Annotated in this window: 20 protein-coding genes and 2 pseudogenes; 14 read left to right on the forward strand and 8 right to left on the reverse strand. The window is 72.1% G+C overall.

The genetic code is table 11. The features are described 5' to 3' along the window. Window positions 1-23: 23 nt before the first annotated feature. The gene (locus tag BFN33_RS31875; RefSeq protein ID WP_069763635.1) at window positions 24-329 is read right to left on the reverse strand and encodes a hypothetical protein; all 306 of its coding nucleotides are present in this window, start codon (window positions 327-329) and stop codon (window positions 24-26) included. On the opposite strand from BFN33_RS31875, the pseudogene BFN33_RS50355 reads away from it, so the two are divergent. Next, window positions 285-580: pseudogene (locus BFN33_RS50355) on the forward strand (multicopper oxidase domain-containing protein); the annotation flags it as partial. The gene BFN33_RS31875 and the pseudogene BFN33_RS50355 sit on opposite strands and share 45 nt — an antisense overlap. Window positions 581-931: 351 nt before the next feature. Next, window positions 932-1,570, forward strand: a complete 639-nt coding sequence (locus BFN33_RS31880; protein WP_069763636.1) for a PDZ domain-containing protein — start codon at window positions 932-934, stop codon at window positions 1,568-1,570. Between the two features lie 36 nt (window positions 1,571-1,606). On the opposite strand, the gene BFN33_RS31885 is transcribed toward BFN33_RS31880, so the two are convergent. Beyond that, the gene (locus tag BFN33_RS31885; RefSeq protein ID WP_088245434.1) at window positions 1,607-2,362 is read right to left on the reverse strand and encodes a phosphodiesterase; all 756 of its coding nucleotides are present in this window, start codon (window positions 2,360-2,362) and stop codon (window positions 1,607-1,609) included. Between the two features lie 127 nt (window positions 2,363-2,489). Between BFN33_RS31885 and BFN33_RS31890 the strand changes: the two are divergent. The 4 genes and pseudogenes from BFN33_RS31890 to BFN33_RS31905 all read left to right on the forward strand — a co-directional run bounded on the left by BFN33_RS31890 (window position 2,490) and on the right by BFN33_RS31905 (window position 6,023). Beyond that, window positions 2,490-3,144 (forward strand): annotated as a pseudogene (locus BFN33_RS31890) (LysE family translocator). Window positions 3,145-3,260: 116 nt separating this feature from the next. Beyond that, window positions 3,261-4,385, forward strand: coding sequence for an aminopeptidase P family protein (locus tag BFN33_RS31895; protein WP_069763638.1), 1,125 nt, complete (start codon window positions 3,261-3,263; stop codon window positions 4,383-4,385). A 45-nt stretch (window positions 4,386-4,430) separates the two neighbouring features. Continuing rightward, a complete protein-coding gene (locus BFN33_RS31900; RefSeq protein WP_069763639.1) occupies window positions 4,431-5,387 on the forward strand; it encodes a phosphotransferase in 957 nt (318 codons plus the stop codon). Window positions 5,388-5,468: 81 nt separating this feature from the next. Beyond that, window positions 5,469-6,023: a hypothetical protein gene (locus tag BFN33_RS31905; protein ID WP_069763640.1), complete on the forward strand. Its 555-nt coding sequence runs from the start codon at window positions 5,469-5,471 to the stop codon at window positions 6,021-6,023. A 2-nt stretch (window positions 6,024-6,025) separates the two neighbouring features. Here BFN33_RS31905 and treZ read toward each other — a convergent pair whose 3' ends face one another. Beyond that, on the reverse strand, window positions 6,026-7,771 hold the full coding sequence (gene treZ, locus BFN33_RS31910) for a malto-oligosyltrehalose trehalohydrolase (RefSeq protein ID WP_069763641.1): 1,746 nt from the start codon (window positions 7,769-7,771) through the stop codon (window positions 6,026-6,028). Window positions 7,772-7,943: 172 nt separating this feature from the next. On the opposite strand from treZ, the gene BFN33_RS31915 reads away from it, so the two are divergent. The 3 genes from BFN33_RS31915 (at window position 7,944) to BFN33_RS31925 (ending at window position 10,408) form a co-directional block, all read left to right on the forward strand. Continuing rightward, window positions 7,944-8,495 (forward strand): DUF1707 and FHA domain-containing protein, encoded by a 552-nt coding sequence (locus BFN33_RS31915; protein WP_069763642.1) that lies wholly within the window; start codon window positions 7,944-7,946, stop codon window positions 8,493-8,495. A 138-nt stretch (window positions 8,496-8,633) separates the two neighbouring features. After that, window positions 8,634-9,998: a M14 family zinc carboxypeptidase gene (locus BFN33_RS31920; protein WP_069763643.1), complete on the forward strand. Its 1,365-nt coding sequence runs from the start codon at window positions 8,634-8,636 to the stop codon at window positions 9,996-9,998. Next, window positions 9,995-10,408 carry an SSI family serine proteinase inhibitor gene (locus tag BFN33_RS31925; protein WP_069763644.1) on the forward strand — a complete coding sequence of 138 codons (414 nt, stop codon included), beginning with the start codon at window positions 9,995-9,997 and terminating at the stop codon, window positions 10,406-10,408. Before BFN33_RS31920 ends, BFN33_RS31925 begins: the two co-directional genes overlap by 4 nt. 49 nt (window positions 10,409-10,457) lie before the next feature. Here the strand turns inward: BFN33_RS31925 and BFN33_RS31930 are convergent, their stop codons facing one another. The 3 genes from BFN33_RS31930 to glgX all read right to left on the reverse strand — a co-directional run bounded on the left by BFN33_RS31930 (window position 10,458) and on the right by glgX (window position 16,621). Then, window positions 10,458-11,708, reverse strand: a complete 1,251-nt coding sequence (locus tag BFN33_RS31930) for a M14 family zinc carboxypeptidase (RefSeq protein WP_069763645.1) — start codon at window positions 11,706-11,708, stop codon at window positions 10,458-10,460. Between the two features lie 205 nt (window positions 11,709-11,913). Continuing rightward, window positions 11,914-14,268: a malto-oligosyltrehalose synthase gene (gene treY, locus BFN33_RS31935; protein WP_069763646.1), complete on the reverse strand. Its 2,355-nt coding sequence runs from the start codon at window positions 14,266-14,268 to the stop codon at window positions 11,914-11,916. Window positions 14,269-14,494: 226 nt separating this feature from the next. Continuing rightward, window positions 14,495-16,621 carry a glycogen debranching protein GlgX gene (glgX, locus tag BFN33_RS31940; protein ID WP_069763647.1) on the reverse strand — a complete coding sequence of 709 codons (2,127 nt, stop codon included), beginning with the start codon at window positions 16,619-16,621 and terminating at the stop codon, window positions 14,495-14,497. A gap of 196 nt (window positions 16,622-16,817) precedes the next feature. On the opposite strand from glgX, the gene BFN33_RS31945 reads away from it, so the two are divergent. From BFN33_RS31945 to BFN33_RS31960, 4 genes are all read left to right on the forward strand, one after another. Next, on the forward strand, window positions 16,818-17,636 hold the full coding sequence (locus BFN33_RS31945; RefSeq protein ID WP_069763648.1) for a Tat pathway signal sequence domain protein: 819 nt from the start codon (window positions 16,818-16,820) through the stop codon (window positions 17,634-17,636). Between the two features lie 57 nt (window positions 17,637-17,693). Next, window positions 17,694-19,013: a copper amine oxidase gene (locus BFN33_RS31950; RefSeq protein ID WP_069763649.1), complete on the forward strand. Its 1,320-nt coding sequence runs from the start codon at window positions 17,694-17,696 to the stop codon at window positions 19,011-19,013. 72 nt (window positions 19,014-19,085) lie between these two features. Continuing rightward, a complete protein-coding gene (locus BFN33_RS31955; protein ID WP_176742510.1) occupies window positions 19,086-20,372 on the forward strand; it encodes an SAV2148 family HEPN domain-containing protein in 1,287 nt (428 codons plus the stop codon). A gap of 151 nt (window positions 20,373-20,523) precedes the next feature. Next, window positions 20,524-21,246 (forward strand): 3'-5' exonuclease, encoded by a 723-nt coding sequence (locus BFN33_RS31960; protein WP_069763651.1) that lies wholly within the window; start codon window positions 20,524-20,526, stop codon window positions 21,244-21,246. Between the two features lie 7 nt (window positions 21,247-21,253). Here BFN33_RS31960 and BFN33_RS31965 read toward each other — a convergent pair whose 3' ends face one another. Next, window positions 21,254-21,760 (reverse strand): YbaK/EbsC family protein, encoded by a 507-nt coding sequence (locus tag BFN33_RS31965; protein WP_069763652.1) that lies wholly within the window; start codon window positions 21,758-21,760, stop codon window positions 21,254-21,256. Beyond that, window positions 21,721-22,686: a DMT family transporter gene (locus tag BFN33_RS31970; protein WP_069763837.1), complete on the reverse strand. Its 966-nt coding sequence runs from the start codon at window positions 22,684-22,686 to the stop codon at window positions 21,721-21,723. The genes BFN33_RS31965 and BFN33_RS31970 overlap by 40 nt, the downstream gene beginning before the upstream one ends. Before the next feature lie 80 nt (window positions 22,687-22,766). Between BFN33_RS31970 and BFN33_RS31975 the strand changes: the two genes are divergently transcribed. Beyond that, a complete protein-coding gene (locus tag BFN33_RS31975) occupies window positions 22,767-23,672 on the forward strand; it encodes a LysR family transcriptional regulator (RefSeq protein ID WP_069763653.1) in 906 nt (301 codons plus the stop codon). Window positions 23,673-23,723: the final 51 nt, after the last annotated feature.

The following is a 23,723-nucleotide window of genomic DNA, read 5'->3' on the forward strand; positions in this document are numbered from 1 at the left end:
GGGGCTGCCGACCGACTCGGCCGTCACGACCGCTCGGGTTCTTCGGCCGCCCGCGTGCCCGTCGGTCGGCGGCTGCTCGCTGCCCGGTTCGACGACCACAGGGGGGGCGCCGCGTCCGCGTCGGGTTCGGGGATCTCGCTAAGCCCGCACGCCTTGTCGAAGTCCGTCTCCCGCACCTCCTGCAGCAGCGGCAGGTCCTCCGCCCGGCCGTACAGACCCACCAGCACGGCGGCCAGGCGCAGTTCATCGGTCATCGACGACCGCGTCTCGTACCGCAGCAACCGGGCTTCGACGCGACGGTCGGCGGTACCCGCACCCCGATCACCCACGACCCGTCCAGGACGATCCCACTGGCGCCCGACGAGCTGGGCTACAAGGACGTCTACCGGGTTCCGGGGAACCAGGTGCTGCGCATCATGGGCAAGTTCGACGGGCGTACGGCCGCTTCATGTACCACTGCCACTTCCTGGAGCACGAGGACATGGGCATGATGCGGCCCTTCGTCGTCATGCCCCCGGAGGCGCTGAAGTTCGACCATGGCGGGGCCCACGGCGGCCACGGCGAGGGTCACACGGGCTGACGCGCTCCGTGCGCCCGGGCGTGCTCCTCCGCGGCTCGCGCCGGCGCCCGGACGACGGGCGCGGCGCGAGCCGTCGCCGGACGGTTCCGGCTGACCCGGTCGGACCGACGTCGGGCACCGATGTGAGCATCCTGGCCGGCCTCACCGCACAGTCGGCCGAGGCCGGGCCCTGCTGCCCCGGCCGGCGGCCACCGCGGGCCCATCGAGCGGAGCCGCGGCGAACTTGGTCGACCTGCTGGTTCAGACCGCTTCCCGTTCCTGACCCCCCGTCAGTCTCACTCGTTCGTGGCTCGTCGCGTGCCCGTGCGCCGGGTAGGCACCAACCGGTGGTGATCCAGCCGGAGGCGATCCATGGAACAGACTGCGTTGCGCCCCAAGCCGATGCCCGGTCAATCGGGCGGAGGCAGGAAGTCCGGGTCCGCCCGGCGACCGCACGCCGCGCGCCGGCGCGGACGCCGGCTCACGACCCTGCTGTTCGGTCTTTTCGTCGCGACCGTCCTGGTCCTGACGGGGGTGGGTCTCGGCACGGTGGGCGTCACGGTGATCGGTATGAGCAGGCTGGCCGAACTGCAACGGCAGGCAGGGGGCGGGCCCGGGGTGCCGGGAGAGGCCGCCTCCGGCCGGGGCGCACCGGGCCAGGGCGGCCAGCGCACCTGGACGGGCCCGCCCGTCTCCGAGTCAGCGGACCCCTCCGCATCGGCTCCGCCCCGCCGACGGGTCCCCGTCACCGCGACCCTGGGGCTGGAGGCCGTGGACGCCGAGAAGTCGGGCGCGCTGGTGGTCGGCGTCCACGTCCCGGGCCCGGGCTTCACGGCGGGCCTGGTCCGCGGCGACGTACTCCTCGTCTTCGGCCGTACCCGGATCGACACGGCCGCCGACCTCGCGCGAGCCGTCGCCCGCGCCCGCCCCGGCCGCGAGGTCATGCTGACGGTCCGCCATCGCGGCGGCGGTTACCAGCAGTTGACGGCCGTGCCGGGCGTCGTCACGTGAACCCTCGTCAGGTGAACGCTCATCACACGCCCGTGCTCACGTGACCACCCGGAAGTGCGTTGTGAGCCGTCCGTCGTCGTCCAGCACATGAAAGGCCAGGCCAACCGGCGCGTCCCGGTCCGCGACCTGCTCGCCCTCCCAGGGCAGCCGCAGCGTCCAGGTCACCCCCGGCCCGACGACCAGGGGCCGCCCGGCGAACACGGTCGCGGCGGGCGTGTGCGCGTGACCGGTGAGCAGTCCGGCGATCTCGGGCCGCCGCTCCAGCAGCGCGGCCAGCTTCCCCGGCCCGCCCAGTTGGTAGGAGTCGGGAAGCGGGTGGTGCAGCGCCACGGGCGGATGGTGGAAGGCCAACAGCGCCGGAAGGCTCCCGTCCAGTTCGTCGAGGGTCGCCTCGATCCAGGCGTACGTCTCCTCGTCCAGCGCCCCTTCGTCGCTGCCCGCGATGCTGGAGTCGCACATCAGCACCGCGCCGCCGTCGAAGACCTGCACGCTGTTCACCGGTCCGTCGTCCGCGGGCCGCCGCAGCATGGCCTTGCGGTGCGGGGCCCGGCTGTCGTGGTTGCCCGGGCAGGTGAGCACCGGGAACGGCGGGTGGCCCTCGTGCAGTCCCAGGATCCGCGCGGCCTCCTCGTACTCCGCCTCGACGCCGTGATCCGCGATGTCACCGGTCACCAGCAGAGCGTCCACCTGCCCCGGCAACTGCCACAGCCGGTCACGCACCCGCTCGGCGCGCTCGGTCGCCCGCGCGCTCCCGTCGAGATGCAGATCGCTGATGTGTGCGAGTACCAGCACGACCGTACCCCCTCTTCTAATGGCTTGGGATAATCCAAGCATTAGCGGTAATGGATGATCAAGCCTCCCGTCCTTAGGGGCGGAAAACCACTGGTCCGGATCCAGCCGTCGGCGTCACGATGAGCCCATGCCGACCACGCTCATCGCCTTCCTCGGGGCCTGCACCCTCATCGCCGCGTCACCCGGGCCGAGCACCGTGCTGATCATCAAGCAGTCGCTGCACAGCAGACGCTCCGGCTTTCTGACCGTGCTCGGCAACGAGACCGGGGTGTTCATCTGGGGCGTCGTCGCCGCGCTGGGCCTGACCGCGCTGCTGACCGCCTCCGAGATCGCCTACGACGTGATGCGCATCGGCGGCGCCGTCGTGCTCGTCGCCTTCGGCATCCAGGCGCTGCGGCAGGCGCGCCGCACCAAGGGGGCCGCGGCCCCCGGCGGCTGGGAGAGCACCGGCAGGACCGGCTGGGCCGCCTACCGCGCGGGACTGCTTCTCAACCTCGCCAACCCCAAGGCCGCCGTCTTCGCCCTGTCCTTCCTGCCGCAGTTCGTCCCCGAGGGCGCCCCTCACCTGCTCTGGGGGTACCTCCCACGCCCTTAAGGCAGTGGGGGAGGTCGGGCTCGCCGCGCTCTGGGCGGTCTACGAGGTCGGCTACTACGGCCTCTATGTGTGGTTCATCGGCCGGTTGCGGGCCGTGCTGTCCCGCGCGGGCGTGCGCCGGCGACTGGAACAGGTCTCCGGAGGCGTACTGCTGCTCCTCGGTGTCCGCATGGCCCTGGAGAGCTGACGCGGGGGCCGGCAGCCCGTCGGGTCCGTCCGAAAGGCGTGTCGACCGGCTCGCGCGCCCCTCGCCGTCCGGGCAGGATGCTGCCCTAAGACCCTCACGCGCCCAGGGAGACCCGAATGACCGGCACTGCAGCGCCCTTCGTCGCCGACGACTACAGGGCGCGCATGGAGCGCGCGGCACGGTCGGCCGCCGAGGCCGGGCTCGCCGGTCTCCTCGTGGCCCCCGGCCCGGACCTGGTGTGGCTCACCGGCTACGCACCGACGGCCGCCACCGAACGGCTCACTCTGCTGGTCCTCGCCCCAGGACAGGACCCCGTCCTCGTCGTGCCCACCCTGGAGGCCCCGGACGCGGCCAAGGCGGCCGGCGCGAGCGCCCTGACCCTGCGGGACTGGACCGACGGCAAGGACCCCTACGCCGCCACCGCCGCCCTCCTGGACGCCGGCGGCCGGTTCGGCATCAGCGACAACGCCTGGGCCATGCACCTGCTCGGCCTGCAGAAGGCGCTGCCCGCCACGTCGTACGCCTCCCTCACCGACGCCCTGCCGATGCTGCGGGCCGTCAAGGACACGGCGGAGCTGGAGCTGCTGGCGGCCGCTGGAGCGGCCGCCGACGCGACGTTCGAGGAGATCCGGAAGGTTCCCTTCGGCGGCCGCAGGGAGTCCGAGGTGGCCGCCGACCTCGCCGGACTGCTGCGCCGGTTCGGCCACTCCCAGGTCGACTTCACCATCGTCGCCTCAGGCCCGAACGGCGCCAACCCGCACCACGAGGTGGGCGACCGGGTCATCGAACGCGGCGACATGGTCGTCCTCGACTTCGGCGGCCTCAAGGACGGCTACGGCTCCGACACCTCCCGTACGGTCCACGTCGGCGAGCCCACCGACGAGGAGCGCCGGGTGCACGATCTCGTGCGCGCGGCGCAGGAGGCGGGCTTCCGTGCGGTACGGCCCGGCGTGCCCTGCCAGGAGGTCGACCGGGCCGCCCGCGCGGTCATCGCCGACGCCGGGTACGGCGAGTACTTCATCCACCGCACCGGGCACGGCATCGGTGTCACCACACACGAACCGCCGTACATGATCGAGGGTGAGGAACAGCCCCTCGTCCCGGGCATGTGCTTCTCCGTGGAGCCCGGCGTCTATCTGCCGGGCCGCTTCGGGGTACGCATCGAGGACATCGTCACCGTCACCGAGGACGGCGGCCGCAGGCTCAACGACACCACCCGCGAGATGGTCATAGTGGACTGACGAGCCCCAGGAGCCCCTCCACCCCCGAGCGACTACGGCGCGACCATGACCCAGGCACCGACACCCACCGCGGACACGGTCCGCCGACTGGTCCGTTCCCTGCTCAAGGACAGCACGCCCGGCGCGGGCGAGGCCGGCGGGCCCGAGGTCCTGCCCGTCGCCGAGGGCGGCGGGCACTCCAGCTGGTGGGTCGGCACCCGCCATGTCCTGCGCCTCGCGGGCGACCGCGCGGCCTCCACTCGCGGACGCCGCGAACTGCGGGTGCGTGACCTGGTCCGCCCGTACGTCCCGGTCGCGGTGCCGACCAGCGTGGCGCAGGGCGAGTGGGCGCCCGGTCTTGCCTACACGCTCGACATCAAGGTGCCCGGCGGTTCGGCCGAGGAGCACGACGTCTCCGCCGTCGGTGAGGCCGACCTCGCCGCGCTGCTCACCGGGCTGCGCGAGGTGCCGGTACGGCAGGCCGAGGCGCTCGGCGTGCCACGCGTCGCCCCGCGCTCCCTGGAGGCACTGCGCCGGGAGGCCGGCCGGGCCGCCGAACTCCTGCGCGCGGCCGACGAGTTCGATCCGGCCCGGCTCCAGCAGCTCACCTCGCCGGCCGCGGTCCAGCTCGCCGCGCAGCCCGGCAGCGCGGTCCTCGTGCACCACGCGCTGACCGGCGAACACCTCGTGATCAGCGCCGACGGCCGGGTGCGCGGTGTCCTCGACTGGACCGCCACGGTGGTCGGCGACCCCGCCGAGGACATCGCGGGCCTCGCCCTCGCCGTCGGCTCGCCCGCCGCCGTGCGCGCCGCCACCCTCGCCGGCTACGGCGCCCGGCCCTGCCTGCGCGGCCTCTGGCTCGCCCGCTGCGACACCGTGATCAGCCTCGCCGCGGGCGTGCAGGGCCGCGATGCCGCCGCTCTGCCGCTCCTGCGCACCCGGCTGCTGCGCGCCTGGGAGGCGATCCTGCTGGAGCGCGTCACGGAACTGCGGGACGAGGAGACGGACGACGCGGGGTTGTAGGCGTCTCCACCTGGTCTTTTCCACCCTGCTTCCACCCAGGGGTCGAGGCGCGCGACCGTGCCGGAGCCGGATAGTCGAGGCATGACGATCTCCGACTGGCTCATCGACGTGGCGCTTCTCCTCGTGGTCTTCCGGCAGCTGCGCGAGGAGAGGCTGACGCTGCGTACAGTGCTGCTGCCGCTCGCGCTGATCGCCTGGGCGGGAACCGCCTACCTGCACGACATCCCCACCGCGGGCAACGACCTCGTGCTGATCGGATCCTTCGCCGGGATCGGTGTCGCCTTCGGGCTGGCCGGCGGCGTGATCACCCGCGTCCGGTACGCGGACGGGCACATACGGGTCAAGGCGACCTTGGGCGCGGCGGCCCTGTGGGTGGTCAGCATGGGCTTTCGTCTCGGCTTCGCCGTGTGGTCCTCCCACCCCTCCGGTGGAGCGTCCGTCGCCCGCTTCTCCGCCGATCACGACATCACCGGTGGGCAGGCGTGGGTGGCTGCCCTGGTTCTCATGGCCTTCGGGGAGGTCGTCGTCCGCCTCGGCGTGATCGTCGTCCGCGGCCTGCGCACACGCGCCCGTCACCAGGAACCGGCTCCCGTGTCCGCCCTCGCGCGAGTCGGGGCAGCGGAGGGGGTTTCATGAACTCAGGCCTGAAGCAGCACCACGCACGACTCCCCGGGCACATGCAGCACCCCGTCCGCGCCCGGTGCCTCCACGGGTTCCCAGGCCGCGAGGACGGCGGCCTCCCGGGGGCCGATGGGGATCGCCGCCGGCGACTTCGCGAGGTTCACGGCCACCCGGACGTCCCCGCGCCGAAAGGCGAGCCAGCGCTGGTCCGCGTCGTAGGCGACCTTGGTGTCGGCGAGGTCGGGGTCGGTGAGGTCCGGCTGTTCGTGCCGCAGCGCGAGGAGCCGGCGGTACCAGGCGAGCACGCGCGCGTGAGGCTCACGTTCGAGCTCGGACCAGTCGAGGCAGGAGCGGTCCCGGGTCGCCGGGTCCTGCGGGTCGGGCACGTCCTCCTCGGCCCAGCCGTGCTCCGCGAACTCCCGCCGCCTGCCCCGCCGTACGGCCTCGGCGAGCTCGGGATCGGTGTGGTCGGTGAAGAACTGCCAGGGCGTGCCCGCCGCCCACTCCTCACCCATGAACAGCATGGGCGTGAAGGGCGCGGTCAGGGTGAGCGCCGCCGCGCAGGCCACCAGGCCGGGGGAAAGCGACGCCGCCAGCCGGTCGCCCACGGCGCGGTTGCCGACCTGGTCGTGGGTCTGGGAGTAGCCGAGCAGCCGGTGCGCCGCCGCACGCGTACGGTCCAGTGGGCGCCCGTGGCTGCGGCCGCGGAAGCTGGAGTAGGTGCCGTCGTGGAAGTAGCCGCTGGTGAGGGTCTTGGCGAGCGCGGCCAGGGGCGCGCGGGCGAAGTCGGCGTAGTAGCCCTGCGACTCCCCGGTCAGCGCGGTGTGCAGGGCGTGGTGGAAGTCGTCGTTCCACTGCGCGTGCAGCCCGAGACCGCCCTCCGCGCGGGCCGTGATGAGCCGCGGGTCGTTCAGGTCCGACTCGGCGATCAGGAACAGCGGCCGCCCCAGCTCGGCGGCGAGGGCGTCGACCGTTGTCGACAGCTCCTCCAGGAAGTGGCACGCGCGTGTGTCGGCGAGCGCGTGCACCGCGTCCAGGCGCAGTCCGTCGATCCGGTAGTCCCGCAGCCAGGAGAGCGCGCTGCCCAGCAGATACGCGCGCACCTCGTCGGATCCGGGCGCGTCCAGGTTGACCGCGGAGCCCCATGGCGTGTGGTGCGTGTCCGTGAAGTACGGTCCGAAGACGGGCAGGTAGTTGCCCGAGGGGCCCAGATGGTTGTGCACCACGTCCAGGACGACGCCCAGGCCCAGCTCGTGCGCCCGGTCGGCGAAACGCTTCAGGGCTTCGGGGCCGCCGTAGGGCTCGTGCACGGCCCACAGGGAGACGCCCTCGTAGCCCCAGCCGTGTCGCCCCGGGAAGGGGCACAGCGGCATCAGCTCGACGTGCGTGACGCCGAGTTCGACGAGGTGCTCGAGACGGGCCGCGGCCGCGTCCAGGGTGCCCTCGGGTGTGTAGGTGCCCACGTGCAGCTCGTAGAGGACCGCGCCCGGCAGCGGGCGGCCCGTCCACCGCGTACGCCACGTGTACCGCTCGTGCTCGACGACCGCGCTGAGCCCGTCCGGGCCGTCCGGCTGGCGGCGCGAGCGCGGATCGGGAAGGACGGGGCCGTCGTCCAGCGCGAAGCCGTAGCGGGTGCCGTCGCCGGCCTCCGCCTCGCCCCACCACCATCCCGAGCGCTCCGGATCGCGCTCCAACGCGCGCGTGGCGCCCTCGCAATGGAGCGTCACACGGCCGGCCTGCGGTGCCCACACCTCGAACTGCACGGACGGTCCCCTTCGTCTGCTCACCGTGATGTAGCCCGTCCATGGTGCGTCAAACGAGATCAATCCGCCTTTGAATCTTCCTCTTTGCGACTGGTGTCGTCAGGTGGGCGCGGGTGGCGGGCGTTGTCTCGTTTTCTGGACACCCGGACTTCACTGCCCGACAATCACCAACGTGACGTCGTCCTTCGAGTTCAACACGTACCCCGCGCGGCTGTCCGACGCGGAGCGCGACAAGGTGCTGAAGGTGCTCCGTGACGGCGTCGCCATGGGCCGTCTGTCGCACGACACGTTCGTGCGCCGCATGGAGCTGGCCCTCATCGCGCGCCGGTCCGACGAACTCGCCGCGCTCACCGCGGACCTGCCCCAGGAGAGCCGCGTCTCCCGACTGGTGTTCGGCACCGTCGAGGCCGTCTCCGGATTCACCGTACGGCTGCGCAGGGCGTGGCAGGCCGAGCGTCTGCCCAAGCTGCTGCTGCCGCACCCTGGCAGCGGCCACGCGCTGCGCATCGGCCGCGATCCGGCGAACGGCCTGCGGCTGACCCACGAGACGGTCTCCCGGGTCCATGCCGAACTCAGCCGTCAGGGCGGCATGTGGGTCCTGCGCGATCTCGGTTCCACCAACGGCACCACGGTCAACGGCCGCCGGGTCATCGGCGCCGCCGTCGTCCGTGAGGGCGACCAGGTGGGGTTCGGCCGGATGGCCTTCCGGCTCGCGGTCAACTGAGCCCAACCTCACCTCTGGCCTGGGATTTACGTGCCGTCGCGGCCCAACGTCCTTTCCGTCGCACGGTGTTGACGTACTCCTGAAGTCGTGACTGACTGTGCGTACACCATGTACACCAGGTGAACCGACGGCACCACATTGTGGAGGTGTGCCCTGACGCCCCTCCTCCGTTACCCGACCGTCGACGAGCTCGGTGTGCGGGCCGCAGCGCTCGTCGCCCGCCACCCCGCAGACGCCCGACTGCGCCGCGCCGGCACCTCCCGCGCGGGCAACCCCCTGTGGCTGCTCTCCGTCGGCCACGGCAGCCGCCACGTCCTCGTCGTCGCCGGTCCGCACGCCAACGAGCCCGTGGGCGGCGGGACCGCCCTCAGGCTCGCCGAGCAGGCCCTGGCCGACCCCCGGCTCACCGTCGAGGCCGACGTCACCTGGAACCTCCTGCTCTGCCTCGACCCCGACGGCCTGCGCCGCAACGAGGGCTGGCTGCGCGGTCCGTACTCCCTCGACCGCTACTTCCGGAACTTCTTCCGGCCCGGCTTCGGCGAACAGCCGGAATGGCTGCCCGACGGTGCGGAGGCCGCCGCGCTTCCGGAGACCCGCACGCTCCTCGCCCTCCAGGACGAACTGCGGCCCTTCCTCCAGTGCTCCCTGCACGGCGTCGACGTCGGCGGCGGTTTCGTCGAACTCACCCGCGACCTGCCCGGCCTCGCCCGGCGCGTCGCCCACACGGCGGCCCGGCTGCGCGTCCCCCGCGAGCTCGGCCCCTACGACACCCTGTACTGGCCGTGTCTCGGCCCCGCCGTCTACCGGATCCCGCCGCCCCGCCGCGGCGACCTGGCCGCCGCCATCACCGAGGCCGCCGTCGAGTCGACCTGGTACCACCCGCACCGGCACGGCACCGTGACCGCCGTCGTCGAGGCGCCCATGTGGGGCGTGGCCGCCGTCGAGGACGGCAGCACACCCGCCGACGCGGGCGCCGTGCTGCGCACCGTCAGCCACACGCTGCGCCGCGACGCGCGGCTCCTGGAGGACGTCCTGGCGCGGATCCGCCCGCAGGTGTCCCACGCCCCGGACGCGGCCCGCCTGCTCGCCCCGGTCGAGGACTATTTACTGGTCGGCCCCGGACTCGCCGACGCCTGGGACCCCGACGTCACCGACGGCGGCCGTCCCCTCCCGCCGCTCAGCACCGGCCACCTGGCCGCGCTGCGCATCGCCGGACGACGCCTGGCCCTGCGTACGGCCGGGCTCCTGCACCAGCTCGTGACCCGCGCGGGCGCCGACCCGGCGGGTGCTCTGCCGGAGCTGGACCGGCTCATCGACATCTGGTGCGCCGACTACCGCGACGGCTGTGGGGCACGCTGGATCCCGGTCCCGCGCCAGATCGAGTACCAGTCGCGGGTGGTGCTCGCCGCCTTCGAGCTCGCCTCGCGGCACGCGCCCGCATGCTCCCGTTCGGGTGAGCCGGGGTGGGGTTCCGAGGCCGCCGTGCCGATGCATCGGGAATGACGTACACGATCACAGCGACGGCGGTACGGCGAGCGGCACGCGCGGGTCTGACGGTGATGGCCGTCCTGCTCCTCGCCGCCGCGGCGCCCGCGCCCTCCACCGGAGACCACCTCTTCCTCACGGTGACCAGGGGTGACGGCCGCTCCGGTGACACCCGCGGCACCCTCCTGCTGTGCGACCCGCCCCAGGGCCACGGCCGGGCAGCCGAGGCCTGCGCCCAACTCGCAGCCGTCGCCGGCGACATCCGCTCACTTCCGCCGGCGGACGTCTTCTGCCCGATGCTCTACGCACCGGTCACCGCCCAGGCCGACGGAGAGTGGAACGGCCGACCGGTCGAGTACCGGGAGACCTTCCCGAACGGATGTGTGCTGGGGGCGCGGACCGGGGCGGTCTTCGCTCTGGAGAGCTGAGGCGTGAAGCGCGGCGCGGTGACGCACGCGCGCGTGGAGCGCCCTCGGCTCAGTCCGCCCGTACGCGCGCGTGCAGCGCCACCGCCACGACCGTGCGGGCCTGGTGCTCCACCTGGTGCTCCAACGGCACCCAGCGGGCCTGGAAACGGTCCGCGAAGGCGTCGCTCCAGGCCTTGACGAGCCGTTCGAGCGGCGGTGCCGCACGGTCGTCGGCCTCCCGCAGGACCCGCAGCAGCATGGCCGCCGCCCGCAGCGGCAGCCGACGGGAGAACGCGTCCACACTGCCGATGTACGCCTTCGTGTCGTCGGCGGGCCGGGTGTGGATCCAGTCCGCGGCCAGTCCCGGAACCAGCTCCAGGCTCCAGGTGGCGGCCCGCAGCAGCGGCCCGTCGGCGCCCTCCAGACGCGGCAGCGCCTCCGCCAGCACTCGGTCCACCGCCCGTGACTGGCGCAGCAGCCGGCCCGCCAGCCGCCCCATCGCCGCCGCCGGCGCCGGATGCGGCGCCGGGTCGTCCACCAGGTCGCTCGCCCACATCGGCACCTCCACCACCGCGGTCAGACCGCCGTAGCGGTGCGCGTGATACCAGGTGCTGCGCCGGGCGTCGTCCGGCATGCTCGGGTACGCCGCCCCCGCGCCCGGCGCCGGCATCACATGCACGCCGGGCCCGGACGCCGGCCAGCCCGCCGCGTCCGAGGCACCGGTCTCCACCGGGATGTGCAACTCCGCCGCGGACTTCGAGAAGGGCTCGGCGAGGCCCGGCACGTCCTTCGTCAACTGCACCCAGCTGCCGCCCAGGTCGGTGCCGTGCAGGGTCACCTGGAGGTAGGGGCGCAGTTCGTCGATCAGTCCGATCAGGGTCCGGGTCTCGGGCGGCAGCCGGTCGGGCGGCAGCATCGCGGGCGCCCACTCCGGCTGCTCCTCTCCGGCCGGCCGGAAGAAGCCGAGGTGGTAGTCGAAGAGGCTGCGCGGAGCCGGGGTGACATGGAGACTCGCCCCGTCCGGATCGGCGCACAGCAGGAAGTGCCAGGACGTACCCGATCTCAACTCCCGCTCGCCCAGTACCCGTGCGGCCACCGCCAGGGCCGCGGGGCCGCCGGTCGGTTCGTTGGAGTGGGCGCCCGCGACCACCAGGACGGCCCGCCGGGCGTGGCCGACCGACAGCACATGCAGGGGCCTGCCCGCTCGCGACACACCCACCTGCCTCAGTCGGCAGACGTCGGGGCGCCGTGCGGCCAGCGCCCTCGCGGACAGAACCAGTTCGGTCACCGTGGGGTAGCGCAGCTCCGGCAGGAGACTCACCCCCGACACGTCCGACCGGTCTCGCAATTCGCAGTACCCCACGGTCTGATTGAGCTGTCAAGGACGCCATGGGGGAGCCTTCAGGGGGCGCCCGGATGCATTGACCGGCAGCCGGTGGAGCCGTATGTGTCAGCGGGGTTGTCCGCGCCCCCGGTGGGCAGTGACGGAAGACCTGGCCGCACCGGCCGTACGCATCCGGACCTGGTCAATCCGTGGCGACCCGCTGCAGCAGCGCCACCGGCGACTCGCCCAAGAGGTCCGCCACGCGCGCGTGCCCCGAGAACTCCCGCTCCGGCACCAGTACGTCGCTCCACACGCCCGGCGGCAGCGGCAGCACCGTGTCCCGCCAGCCGCCCGCCTCCGCCAGCCGCAGCGACAGCCGGGTCACCGCGGTGACCACCTCCCCGGAGCGCACGAACGCGACGCAGTGCGCCGCCGAGGGCCCCTCCGCGACCAGCGGCGTGTACGTCGCCGCGTCACCGAAGACATCCGGCCGGCGTCGGCGCAGCCGCAGCGCCGCGGCCGTGAGCGCGCCCTTGTCACCGGAGTCCTCCGGCGGGAACCGCACGGGCCGCCGGTTGTCCGGGTCCACCAGCGCCAGGTACGGGCCCTCCGTGCCCTGGTACACGTCCGGCACCCCGGGCATCGTCAGCTGCACCAGGGCCGTGCCCAGCATGTTCGCCCGGATGTGCGGCTCCAGCCGGCCCCGCAGCCCGGTCACCTGGTCGGCCTGCGGCCCGCACGGCCCGGCCGCGACGAACGCCGCCACGGCCTCCTCGTACGCCGGCTCCTGCTCCGTCCAGCTCGTGTACAGCCCCGCCTCGCGCACATGCTTCAGCAGCGCCTCCCGGATCCGCTCCGGGGCCGCGGGGCCGAGTCCGAACACCGTCTGCCAGGCCGCCCACGCCAGCTGTGCGTCCGGTACGCCGTCGCCGGTGCGGGTCACCTCGGCCAGCGTGTCCGCCCACCACTCGGGGCACTCGGTGAGCACGGCCAGGGCCGCCCGCACGTCGGCACTGCGCTTGGTGTCGTGCGTCGACACCACGGTCCCCGTCAGGGGCCAGTCGCGCTGCAGGCGCGTGCAGTAGGCGTGGAACTCCTCGGGCGAGACGGCCGGGCTCCCGGGATTGCCGCCCACCTCGGTCGCCGACAGCAGCGGCACGTACCGGTAGAACGCCGTGTCCTCCACGGACTTGGCCCGCAGCGCCGACGCCGTCTGCGCGAACCGTGTCCGGAACTCCACATGGTCCGGCCCGTCACCGGCCCGCCCCAGCACCAGATCCCGTACGACGTCGACGGCGCCCGCCTCCTCGGGGATCACGAAGGCCAGCCTGGCCTCGGCCGCGGCCTCCTCGGTGACGACGGCGGCGGCGTCCGAGGAGCCGTAGGGCCGGTAGACCTCCATCCGCACCAGGAGTTCCTGGAGCGCGGTGCGCAGGGCCCAGGGCGCACGGTCGCGCAGCGCGGGTTCCGGGGACGCGGCACACACGCGTGCCGCCACCCGGGTCAGCCGGTCGGTCTCGGTGGCCAGCTCGTGTGTGATCACCTTGTACGCCGCCCGCCGTACCGTCGCGGCCCAGTCGCCGCCGCGGTCGGTCTGCGGAGCCGCAAACCTCCGGTACTGGCCGAGCAGTTCCCCGAACCCCGCCGGGTCCGTGAACAGCCCGTCGATGTGCCGCAGGGCGTCGTAGCCGGTGGTCCCCGCCGTCGGCCAGTCGGCCGGCAGCTGCTCACCGTCCGCCAGGATCTTCTCCACGACGGTCCAGCGCCCGCCGGTCGCCTCGTGCAGCCGCTGGAGGTATGCGTCGGGGTCGGCGAGGCCGTCCGGGTGGTCCACCCGCAGGCCGTCGACGACGCCTTCGTGCAGCAGCTGGAGGATCTTGGCGTGGGTGGCCTCGAAGACCTCCGGATCCTCGACGCGCACCCCGATCAGCTCCGAGATGCTGAAGAAACGCCGGTAGTTGAGTTCCGTACGGGCCAGCCGCCACCAGACCGGCCGGTACCACTGCGCGTCCAGGAGCTGGGGCAGCGGGAGCTCCTCGGTGCCCTCGCGGAGCGGGAACACGTGGTCGTAGTAGCGCAGCACCCCGCCGTCCACCGTGAGGTTGCCGAGCTCCGCGCCGACCGGATGTCCCAGCACCGGCAGCAGCAGCTGACCGCCCTGTGCCTCCCAGTCGATGTCGAACCATCGCGCGTACGACGACTTCGGGCCCTCCCGCAGCACCTCCCACAGGGCGCGGTTGTGGCGCGGGGCCATCGCCATGTGGTTCGGCACGATGTCCATCACCAGACCGAGCCCGTGTTCCCGCGCGGTGCGCGACAGCGCCCGCAGCCCGTCCTCGCCGCCCAGTTCCCCGCGCACGCGCGCGTGGTCGACGACGTCATAGCCGTGCGTCGAACCGGGGACGGACTCCAGGACGGGGGACAGGTGCAGATGCGAGACGCCGAGCGAGGCCAGGTACGGCACGGCCGCCGCCGCGGCCGCGAACGGGAACTCGGGCTGCAGCTGCAGCCGGTACGTGGCCGTCGGCACCGACGGGTCGGGTCGCTCAGATGTCATGCAGACCTACGTACCCGCCCTGCGGCCTTTCCTGTCATCGCGTGGACCACGTGCTCGGGACGCGGACATCGGGACGGGACGGTACCGTCCCGTCCCACGCCGACGTCCGGCGGCACGACGATACGGTCCCGTCCCCACGCCGACGGCGCATCCGGCCTCGTACCCCGGACGCACCGAAAACGCTCCTCACGCACGCGTACCCGATGGCCGGTACACGAACACACTGCTAGACGGGCCGTTGCAGCACCGCCATGCTGCGGTCCACCAGGGTCAGCCGATCCCCGGCCTGCACCTTCGCCCCCGTACCGGGCGGCACCCCGTCCGGGCGGCCGGTGTCGACCACCACCTGCCACTGCCGGCCGTGGTTGACCGGGACCACGAAGTCCAGCGTCTTGGGCGAGGCGTTGAACATCAGCAGGAACGAGTCGTCGGTGATCCGCTCCCCACGAGGGCCGGGCTCGGAGATCGCGTTGCCGTTGAGGAAGACCGTCAGCGCCGAGGCCTGCGCCCGGTCCCAGTCCCGCTGGATCATCTCCTTGCCCTCGGGCGTGAACCAGGCGATGTCCGACAGCTCGTCGTGGGTGCCCTCCACGGGCCTGCCGTGGAAGAACCGGCGACGGCGGAAGACCGGATGGTCCTTGCGCAGCCACACCATCGCGCGCGTGAAGGCCAGCAACTCGGCGCCGAGCCCCGTCTCGCCGGCGGACTCGGGCCACTCCACCCAGGCCAGCTCGCTGTCCTGGCAGTAGGCGTTGTTGTTGCCGCGCTGCGTGCGCGCGACCTCGTCGCCGTGGCTGATCATCGGCACGCCCTGGGACAGCATCAGCGTGGCGATGAAGTTGCGCATCTGGCGGGCGCGCAGCTCCCGCACCGCGGGGTCGTTCGTCTCGCCCTCCGCCCCGCAGTTCCAGGACCGGTTGTGGCTCTCGCCGTCGCGGTTGTCCTCTCCGTTGGCTTCGTTGTGCTTGTCGTTGTACGAGACGAGGTCACGCAGGGTGAACCCGTCGTGGCAGGTCACGAAGTTGATGGAGGCCAGCGGACGCCGTCCGTCGTCCTGGTAGAGGTCGGAGGAACCGGTCAGCCGGGACGCGAACTCCGCGAGCGCGCGCGGCTCGCCCCGCCACAGGTCCCGCACGGTGTCGCGGTACTTGCCGTTCCACTCGGTCCACAGCGGCGGGAAGTTGCCCACCTGGTAGCCGCCCTCGCCGACGTCCCACGGTTCGGCGATCAGCTTCACCTGGGAGACCACCGGGTCCTGCTGCACCAGGTCGAAGAACGACGACAGCCGGTCCACCTCGTGGAACTGCCGGGCCAGGGTCGCCGCGAGGTCGAAGCGGAAGCCGTCGACATGCATGTCGGTGACCCAGTACCGCAGCGAGTCCATGATCAGCTGGAGGACGTGCGGAGACCGCATGAGCAGCGAGTTCCCGGTGCCCGTGGTGTCCATGTAGTACCGCTGGTCGTCGGTCAGACGGTAGTACTGCGGGTTGTCGAGGCCCTTGAAGGACAGCGTCGGGCCCAGATGGTTGCCCTCGGCGGTGTGGTTGTAGACGACGTCCAGGATGACCTCGATCCCGGCTTCGTGCAGCGCCCTGACCGCCGATTTGAACTCCAGGACCTGCTGGCCGCGGTCGCCCCAGGAGGCGTACGCGTTGTGCGGGGCGAAGAAACCGATGGTGTTGTAGCCCCAGTAATTGTTCAGGCCCATGTCGACCAGGCGGTGGTCGTTCACGAACTGGTGGACGGGCATCAGCTCCAGCGTGGTGACGCCGAGCTCCACCAGATGCTCGATGATCGCGGGGTGCGCGAGGGCGGCGTAAGTGCCCCGCAGCTCCTCGGGAAGCCCCGGGTGCCGCATGGTGAGGCCCTTGACGTGCGCCTCGTAGATCACCGTCTCGTGGTAGCCGATCCGCGGCCGACGGTCGTCGCCCCAGTCGAAGTAGGGGTTGACCACGACCGACGTCATGGTGTGCGGCGCCGAGTCGAGATCGTTGCGCTTGTCGGGCGAGTCGAAGTGATAGCCGTACACCTCCTCGCCCCAGCGGATGGAACCGCTGATCGCGCGCGCGTACGGGTCGAGCAGCAGCTTCGACGAGTTGCAGCGCAGGCCGCGCTCCGGTGCGTACGGGCCGTGCGCGCGGAAGCCGTAGCGCTGTCCGGGCATCACGCCGGGCAGATACGCGTGCCGGACGAACGCGTCGCTCTCGCGCAGTTCCACCGCCGTTTCCGAGCCGTCGTCGTGCAACAGACACAGCTCTACTCGGTTCGCGGCCTCCGTGAAGACCGCGAAGTTGGTACCGGCGCCGTCGTACGTGGCACCGAGTGGATACGCCTCTCCAGGCCAGACCTGCATGGAACGACTCTTTCAGGTGTCCCGCGCCGCGTGGGGCGCCTTGGCCACGAGTGTCCACGAAAGTGATGGAACCACCTATGACTTACGTCCCTCTTACCGATCGACCAGTGCCACAGGGCGATCACAGAATCGGCCTGGGCCGAACATTTGGGGCATACACGTACTCCCGGAGTTGCCCGGGGAGTAGGGGGAAGATGTGCGCAAGATAGTGCACCGCCACCTCGGGAAGGTGGTGGCAGGTGCGGCCGTCGCTATTGCCGGGACCGCCGTGATGATCGGGATCACCCTGCCCGGCACGGCGGGGGCGGACGACACGGGGGGCGGCAAGACGGCCGCGGGACAGTCCGTGGCGCAGGCGGGACAGGGCGCGGACGGGGCCGTGGCGCCCGGGGTCGTCGAACAGGCGCCGGCCGCCGAGGGGGAGAAGGGCAAGGGCCGCGACCCGCTCACCGACGACGAGATCCAGCGGGTCGAGCAGATAGCCGTGAACCCGCAGCTGCGCAACGCCAGTGAGGACGTCGAGGGCGACCGCGGCCCGGAACGGCTCACCGTCGACCTCGCCGACCCCAAGGCCGGCGAACTGGACGACCCGAACGCGCCCCGGCGCGCGGACGTGACGTTCTACGACTACCGGGACGACACCCTCGTCACCAGGACCGTCGACCTCGACAGCGGCAAGGTCGTCGCGACCGGCACCCAGCACGGCGTCCAGCCGCCGCTGAGCAGCGCCGAGTACGCCGAGGCCGCGAGCCTTCTGATCGCGGACCCGCTGGGCGCGGACCTGAAGGCCGACTACAAGGACGCCACCGACAAGGAACTCACCGATCCCAACCAGCTGCTGCTCACCGGCGCCGTGTACCGGGCGGTTCCCGGCGGTCAGCCCGCCGCGCTCGACAAGTGCGGCGAGCACCGCTGCGTGCGGCTGTTCCCGAAGGTGAAGAACGGCCCCTGGATCGACGCCAGGTCCTTCGTGATCGACCTGAGCGCCCGCAAGGTCGCCAAGCTCGAGAGCTGATCCGCCCCCTCCGTCCGCTTTTCCCACCTTGTCCTTCCGCAAGGGAGTTATTTCTTCATGCGTGTCAACAGAATCAGCCGCGCGCGCAGGCACGCGGCCCTCGGTGTGTCCGTGGCCGCGCTGGCCGCCGGTGTCACCACCGGTGCGGGACCGGCCGCCGCCCAGCCGAAGGCCGCCGCCGCGGCCGCCGCGGAGTGCAGCACCGCCTACAAGATCGAGCAGAAGCTCTCCAGCGGCACGACCTGGCGGATGTGCTGGCGCTACGACAGCAAGGCCGGGCTCGTCCTGGAGAACATCTCCTACCAGCCCAAGGGCGAGACCTCGCCGATCAAGGTCCTCAACAGTGCCCGGCTCGGCCAGATCCACGTCCCCTACGACGACGGCAGCGTCGAGTACGACGACCTGACGGGCTTCGGCTTCGCGCAGGGCCTGATGAACCTGGACCCGGGCGAGTGTCCCGGCGGCACCATCAAGAGCGTCAAGGTCCCCGACTCCTGGGACCCGGACCACCCGAACGTCAACGGCCTGTGCACCACCACCCGCTCCCGCGGCCACGCCTACCGCATGCAGGGCGACAGCGCGAACAAGGTCTACCAGGCCCAGGGCAAGGACCTGCTCGTCTACTCGGTCAACCAGGTCGGCTGGTACGAGTACATGACCGAGTGGCGCTTCCAGGACGACGGCACCATCACCATGAACCTCGGCGCGACCGGCAGCCTGTCCTACGAGGACTACGACGCCGGGGACGGCCGCGGCTGGCCCATCGGCAAGGGCCCCCGCGCCCAGGCCACCAGCCACAGCCACAACGCCTTCTGGCGCCTCGACTTCGCCCTCGACGGCTCCTCCAAGAACCGGGTCGAGCAGTACGACTCGACGGTCACCGCGGCCGCCCAGGGCCAGCAGGCCGCGACCGTCAAGACCACCCGCACCCCGGTCACCAAGGAACTCGCGGGCGACGCCAAGAGCTACCGCTGGTGGCGCATGGTCAGCGCGGTCGGCAAGAACAAGGACTGGCACCCGCGGTCGTACGAGATCGTCCCCGGTCCGAGCACGAAGTACCCGGGCCGCAGCTTCACCAAGCACGACGTGTACTTCACCGAGTACAACCAGTGTGAGCAGTTCGCCAGCAACAACACCGGCAACTGCGGCGCCGGAGCGGGCGAGTCCGTCGACAAGTGGGTCAACGGCCAGACCCTCACCCACCCGGTGGTCTGGATGAACGTGGGCTTCCACCACATCGCCCGGGACGAGGACCAGCAGCCCATGCCGGTCCACTGGCAGGGATTCTCCATCGCCCCCAGGGACGTCACGGCTATGAATCCGCTCACTCCCGCCGAGCTCGCCGGACAGAACGGCCACTGGGAGCCCGGTAGTTGAGATTGACCCTGTCCATCCGGCTGCACCGCCGACCGCTCCCGGAGTACCCTTCCTTGATCGTTGGGTGGGGCCATGCCCCCGGGAGTGCTCGGGGGAGCGGAAGGCGGTGCGCGGGTGGGCTCGGGAGGGCTGGAGTTGCCCCCTGGTGACGAGGGTCACGAGGGGAACTCCTCAGACGCCCCGCCCGGCACGGTGTCCCTGGCGCGGCCGATGGACGCGGGAGCGACCATCGGGCCGGAGCTGGACTGGGACGCCGACGCCTGGCGCGAGGTACGCACGCGCGCACAGCGGGCCGGCCGGGCCTACATCTGGCTGAACCTCGTCGAACAGCGGCTGCGGGCCGTGGTGGCCGCTGTTCTGCGTCCCATCTACGAACCCGTCCACGGCCACGACGACTGGGTGGTCGCCGCTGCCGGGCCCGCCGGACAGGAGTGGGTGCAGCGCGCGGTCGCCGTGCGCGAAGTCAGCCGCCGCAAGGGCTACTTGCTCGACCCGGCCGACGACAACGTCCTCAGCTTCCTCACCCTGCCGCAGCTGCGCGAGCTCATGGTGCAGCACTGGCCGTGCTTCGAGCCCTACTTCGACGACCGACGCGATGTCGAACTGGCCCTGGACGAGCTTGAGGTGACGCGCAACGTCGTCTCCCGCAACCGGGCCCTGTCCGAGGCGGTCCTCGGCCAGGCCGAGCGCGCCTCCGCCAAGCTGCTGGAGATACTCGGCGCCGGCGGCGACGTGCCGTCCGCCCGCCGGTTGCCCGTCGACGCGGTCGAGGACCTGGTCGGGGACCGGTACGCCGACGTGGTCGCCGTACACACCGACCGGGTGCGGCTGCTGAGGCAGTTCCCCGCCGAGGACATCTTCGGCGGCGCCCGCCGCCTGGATGCCGTCGGTATCGGTCTCAACCTCCTCGTGCAGAACTTCTCCGGTCGCCGACTGGTCCGTCTGGCCGAGGGCGGCTGCCGGGTGCGGCTGCTGTTCCTGAACCCCGCCTCCAGCGCGGTCAAGCGGCGCGAGCGGGAACTCGGCATGAAGCGCGGTGAGTTGAGCCGCGCGGTCGAGATGAACATCCTGCACATGCGCCGGGTGCGGTCGAGGTTGCGCGACCCGGGCGCCTTCGAGATCCAGGTCTACGACGACACCCCGCGCCTCACGGCCTACCTCGTGGACGGCGACGGCTCGGACGGCATCGCGGTCGTGCAGTCCTATCTGCGCCGGGCGCGGGGCATGGAGGCACCGGTCCTCGTGCTGCGCAACGGCCATCGGGTGGTCAAGCCGGGCGATGTGGACGACAGTGGCCTCTTCCCCACCTATCGCGAGGAGTTCGAGACGAACTGGGCGGATTCGCGGCCGGTGTCCTGAAGTGTTCCGGCGTTCTGAAATGTCCAGGCCTGAAGTGTCCGACTCCCGAAGTGTCCGGACCGGGAAGCGGAATGCGGTCCTCTGATTGTCAGTGGCGCATGGGAAGGTGGAGACCACTGGGGGAAAGCACCACCAAGAAGGGGGACGGCCCATGGGCTGGCACCGAGAGCTGCTGATCGGCTTCGACCTGGAAACCACGGGCACCGATCCGCGCGAGGCGCGCATCGTCACCGGAGCCGTGATCGAGGTCAGGGACGGGCAGCCCATAGGGCGCCGGGAGTGGCTCGCGGACCCGGGCGTACAGATCCCGGCGGACGCCGTGGCGGTGCACGGCATCAGCAACGAGCGGGCGACCGCCGAGGGCCGCCCCGCCGACCAGGTCGCCGACGCCATCGCGGACGTCCTCGCGACCTACTGGAAGACGGGCGTCCCGGTCGTCGCGTACAACGCCGCCTTCGACCTCAGCCTGCTCTCCGCCGAACTGCGCCGGTACGGCCTGCCGTCGCTGCGCGAGCGCCTGGGCGGCCTCGACCCCGCCCCGGTCATCGACCCGTACACCATCGACCGGTCGGTGGACCGCTACCGGCGCGGCAAGCGCAACCTCGAAGCGGTCTGCACGGAGTACGGCGTCGCACTCGACGCCGCCCACGACGCCTCCGCCGACGCCCTCGCCGCGGCCCGGCTCGCCTGCGCGATAGCCGTGCGCCACCCCAAGGTCGCCGCCTTCGGCCCGGCGGAGCTGCACCGCCGCCAGATCGAGTGGTACGCGGAATGGGCGGCGGACTTCCAGAGCTTCCTGCGCCGCAAGGGCGACGCGACAGCGGTGATCGACAGCACCTGGCCGCTGCGCGAGCCGGCCGACGAGACGGTGTGAGAGAGCGTCACTCCGGCGCGGGACCCGCGATGGGCTCCACCCGCGGCTTCGCCAACCGCTCGTAGTCGGCCCCCGACAGACACAGCGACCGGTCGAGCCGGGCGGCGTTGAAGTACAGCCGGGGCCGGGCCACGACGTCCGGATCGGCGACGACCTCCAGCCCGGGGTCGAAGCTGAACGGCAGCACCGTGCCGGGGATCGCGCGGGCCAGCCGCTCGGCGGTCTCCGCATCGCTGAACCCGACATAGCGCGCGGTGTACAGCGCCCGGATCGCGTCCAGGTCCACGCGCCGGTCCCCGGGGACGACCGCCAGGACGTTCCGGGTGGTCCTGCGGTCCACCTTGACCCGCAGGACGATGCACTTCGCGGCCTCGGAGGCGGGGTGTCCGCGCAGCGCGCAGACGGCGTCGGTGGTGCCCTCGGGCGCGTGGTCGATCAGCCGGTAGTCGACGGAGGAGGCGTCGAGCAGGGAGATCAGACGGTCGTAGGTGTCGTAGGCGTCGTCGCCGGGCATCGGGGGTCCTCTTCGACGGGGTGAACTGCGGTGCGGGGCGAAGTCTTTGCGCGGTGGGCGCGTTCCACGGACTGCCCCCAGTAGGTGCCGGTGAGCATCATGACCGCGCCGAGCCCGGTCAGCAGGGTGAAGTGCTCACCACCCAGGGCGACCCCCACCGCGGCGGCCCAGATCGGCTCGGTGCCGAGCAGCAGGCTGGCCCGGCTGGCCGAGGTGCGCTGCACCGCCCAGGTCTGGGCGAGGAAGGCGAACACACTGCAGAACAGGGCGAGATAGAGCAGTTGCGCCCAGATGGCCGGGCCGGCGTGGGCCAGGGTCGGAAGCTCGCGTGCGGCCGGGGGGAGGAACAGAGCCGTGCCGACGAGGGTCTGCACGGTCGTGAGGTGCAGCGGCCGTATCGCCCGGCCCGCGGTGAGCCGGCCGACCAGCGCCACATGGCCGGCCCGTACCACCGCGGCGGCGAGCATCAGCAGGTCCCCGAGGCGGGGCGCGTGGAAGCCGTTGCCCGCCATGAGGAGCCCGACGGCCAGGACGGACACACCGGCGGCGGCGTAGAAGGCGGGCGGCAGGCCGCCCTGGTGGCCGGTGCGGTCGAGGAGGGGGGTGAGGACGATGGTCAGGCTGATGATGAGCCCGGCGTTGCCGGCGCTGGTGTGGGCGACGCCGTAGGTCTCGACGACTAGGACGGCAGCCTGGGTGAGGCCCAGGGGGACCCCCGCCCGGAGCTCCTCGCGGGTCCACCGGCGCGGCCCCCGTCCGGGGGCGGCGACGACTCCCAGGCAGGCGAGCGCGGACAGGGCGTAGCGGGCGAAGAGCACCAGCAGGACGGGGAGAGCGGACGTCGCTGTCTGGGCGGAGAGATAACTCGAACCCCAGACGATCGCGACCAGCAGGAGTACCGCGTCGGTACGGCGGGTGTCGGACATGTCCCTACGGTCCACCCGGAGCCCGCTGAAGCCCAGATCCACTTTCTAAAACGATCTTTTAGTACTCCTACACTGTCGTGATGGACGAACGACAGCTGCGGATCCTGCGGGAACTCGGCGAACTGGGCAGCGTCACCGCGGTCGCCGAGGCGATGCTGGTGACCCCGTCGGCGATCTCACAGCAACTGCGGCTGCTGCAGCGTTCGGTCAGGGTCCCGCTGACCGAGCGCGACGGCAGGCGGCTGGTGCTCACGGACGCCGGGCAGGCCCTGGCGGGCGCGGCCATCGAGGTGGAGACGGCGCTGGCGCGCGCGCGGCACACGGTCGAGGAGTTCGTGGACCGGCCCGAGGGCGAGGTCTCGGTGGCCGCCTTCCACAGTGCCGCCGCGGCCTTCTTCCCCCTGCTGCTGCGCGCCCTCGCCGGCCCCGGCGCCCCCGTGCCGAGGCTGGCCGACAAGGACGTGCCGCAGGAGGACTTCCCCCGCCTCACCCGGGAGTACGACATCGTCCTGGCCCACCGTCTCGTCCATGCCCCCGTCTGGCCGTCCACGGTCACGGTCACGACGCTTCTGCGGGAACCGCTGGATGTGGCCATGCCGGCCGACCACCCACTGGCGGCCAGAGACCGGGTGACCCCGATGGACGTGGCCGACGAGCCGTGGATCACCGTCCACGACGGCTTCCCGGTCATGGCCACCATCGACGCGATCGCGGCGGCAGCGGGTCGCCGCCTGCACCTGGCCCACCGCATCAACGAGTTCGCGGTGGCCGCGGAGGTGGTGGCGGCGGGCGGCGGCCTGGCGCTGATGCCCCGCTGGACGACGCGCCGTCACCCGGCGCTGGCGTTGAGACCCCTGAGCGGTGTCCAGGCACGACGCCACATCGACGCCCTGTATCGCCCGGAGAGGACGGCAAGAAGGGCGGTGCACACGGTTTTGACGGAGCTCAGGAGGGCGGCACAGACAATCCGACGACCAGGGGACTGACTCAGGGGCGCGGGTAACCGCGCGACCGGCCACACACGACCCGAACTCGCC

The organism is Streptomyces sp. LUP47B (assembly GCF_001746295.1).
Taxonomy (GTDB): domain Bacteria; phylum Actinomycetota; class Actinomycetes; order Streptomycetales; family Streptomycetaceae; genus Streptomyces.

Excerpts from the sequence above, each read along its gene's own strand:
- BFN33_RS31970 (WP_069763837.1), bottom strand. The coding sequence starts at position 22,686 with ATGTCCGACACCCGCCGTACCGACGCGGTACTCCTGCTGGTCGCGATC.
- treY (WP_069763646.1), bottom strand. The coding sequence starts at position 14,268 with ATGACATCTGAGCGACCCGACCCGTCGGTGCCGACGGCCACGTACCGG.
- BFN33_RS31925 (WP_069763644.1), top strand. The coding sequence starts at position 9,995 with ATGACGTACACGATCACAGCGACGGCGGTACGGCGAGCGGCACGCGCG.
- BFN33_RS31960 (WP_069763651.1), top strand. The coding sequence starts at position 20,524 with ATGGGCTGGCACCGAGAGCTGCTGATCGGCTTCGACCTGGAAACCACG.
- BFN33_RS31895 (WP_069763638.1), top strand. The coding sequence starts at position 3,261 with ATGACCGGCACTGCAGCGCCCTTCGTCGCCGACGACTACAGGGCGCGC.
- BFN33_RS31950 (WP_069763649.1), top strand. The coding sequence starts at position 17,694 with ATGCGTGTCAACAGAATCAGCCGCGCGCGCAGGCACGCGGCCCTCGGT.
- BFN33_RS31975 (WP_069763653.1), top strand. The coding sequence starts at position 22,767 with ATGGACGAACGACAGCTGCGGATCCTGCGGGAACTCGGCGAACTGGGC.
- BFN33_RS31905 (WP_069763640.1), top strand. The coding sequence starts at position 5,469 with ATGACGATCTCCGACTGGCTCATCGACGTGGCGCTTCTCCTCGTGGTC.
- BFN33_RS31955 (WP_176742510.1), top strand. The coding sequence starts at position 19,086 with ATGCCCCCGGGAGTGCTCGGGGGAGCGGAAGGCGGTGCGCGGGTGGGC.
- BFN33_RS31965 (WP_069763652.1), bottom strand. The coding sequence starts at position 21,760 with ATGCCCGGCGACGACGCCTACGACACCTACGACCGTCTGATCTCCCTG.
- BFN33_RS31900 (WP_069763639.1), top strand. The coding sequence starts at position 4,431 with ATGACCCAGGCACCGACACCCACCGCGGACACGGTCCGCCGACTGGTC.
- glgX (WP_069763647.1), bottom strand. The coding sequence starts at position 16,621 with ATGCAGGTCTGGCCTGGAGAGGCGTATCCACTCGGTGCCACGTACGAC.
- BFN33_RS31880 (WP_069763636.1), top strand. The coding sequence starts at position 932 with ATGGAACAGACTGCGTTGCGCCCCAAGCCGATGCCCGGTCAATCGGGC.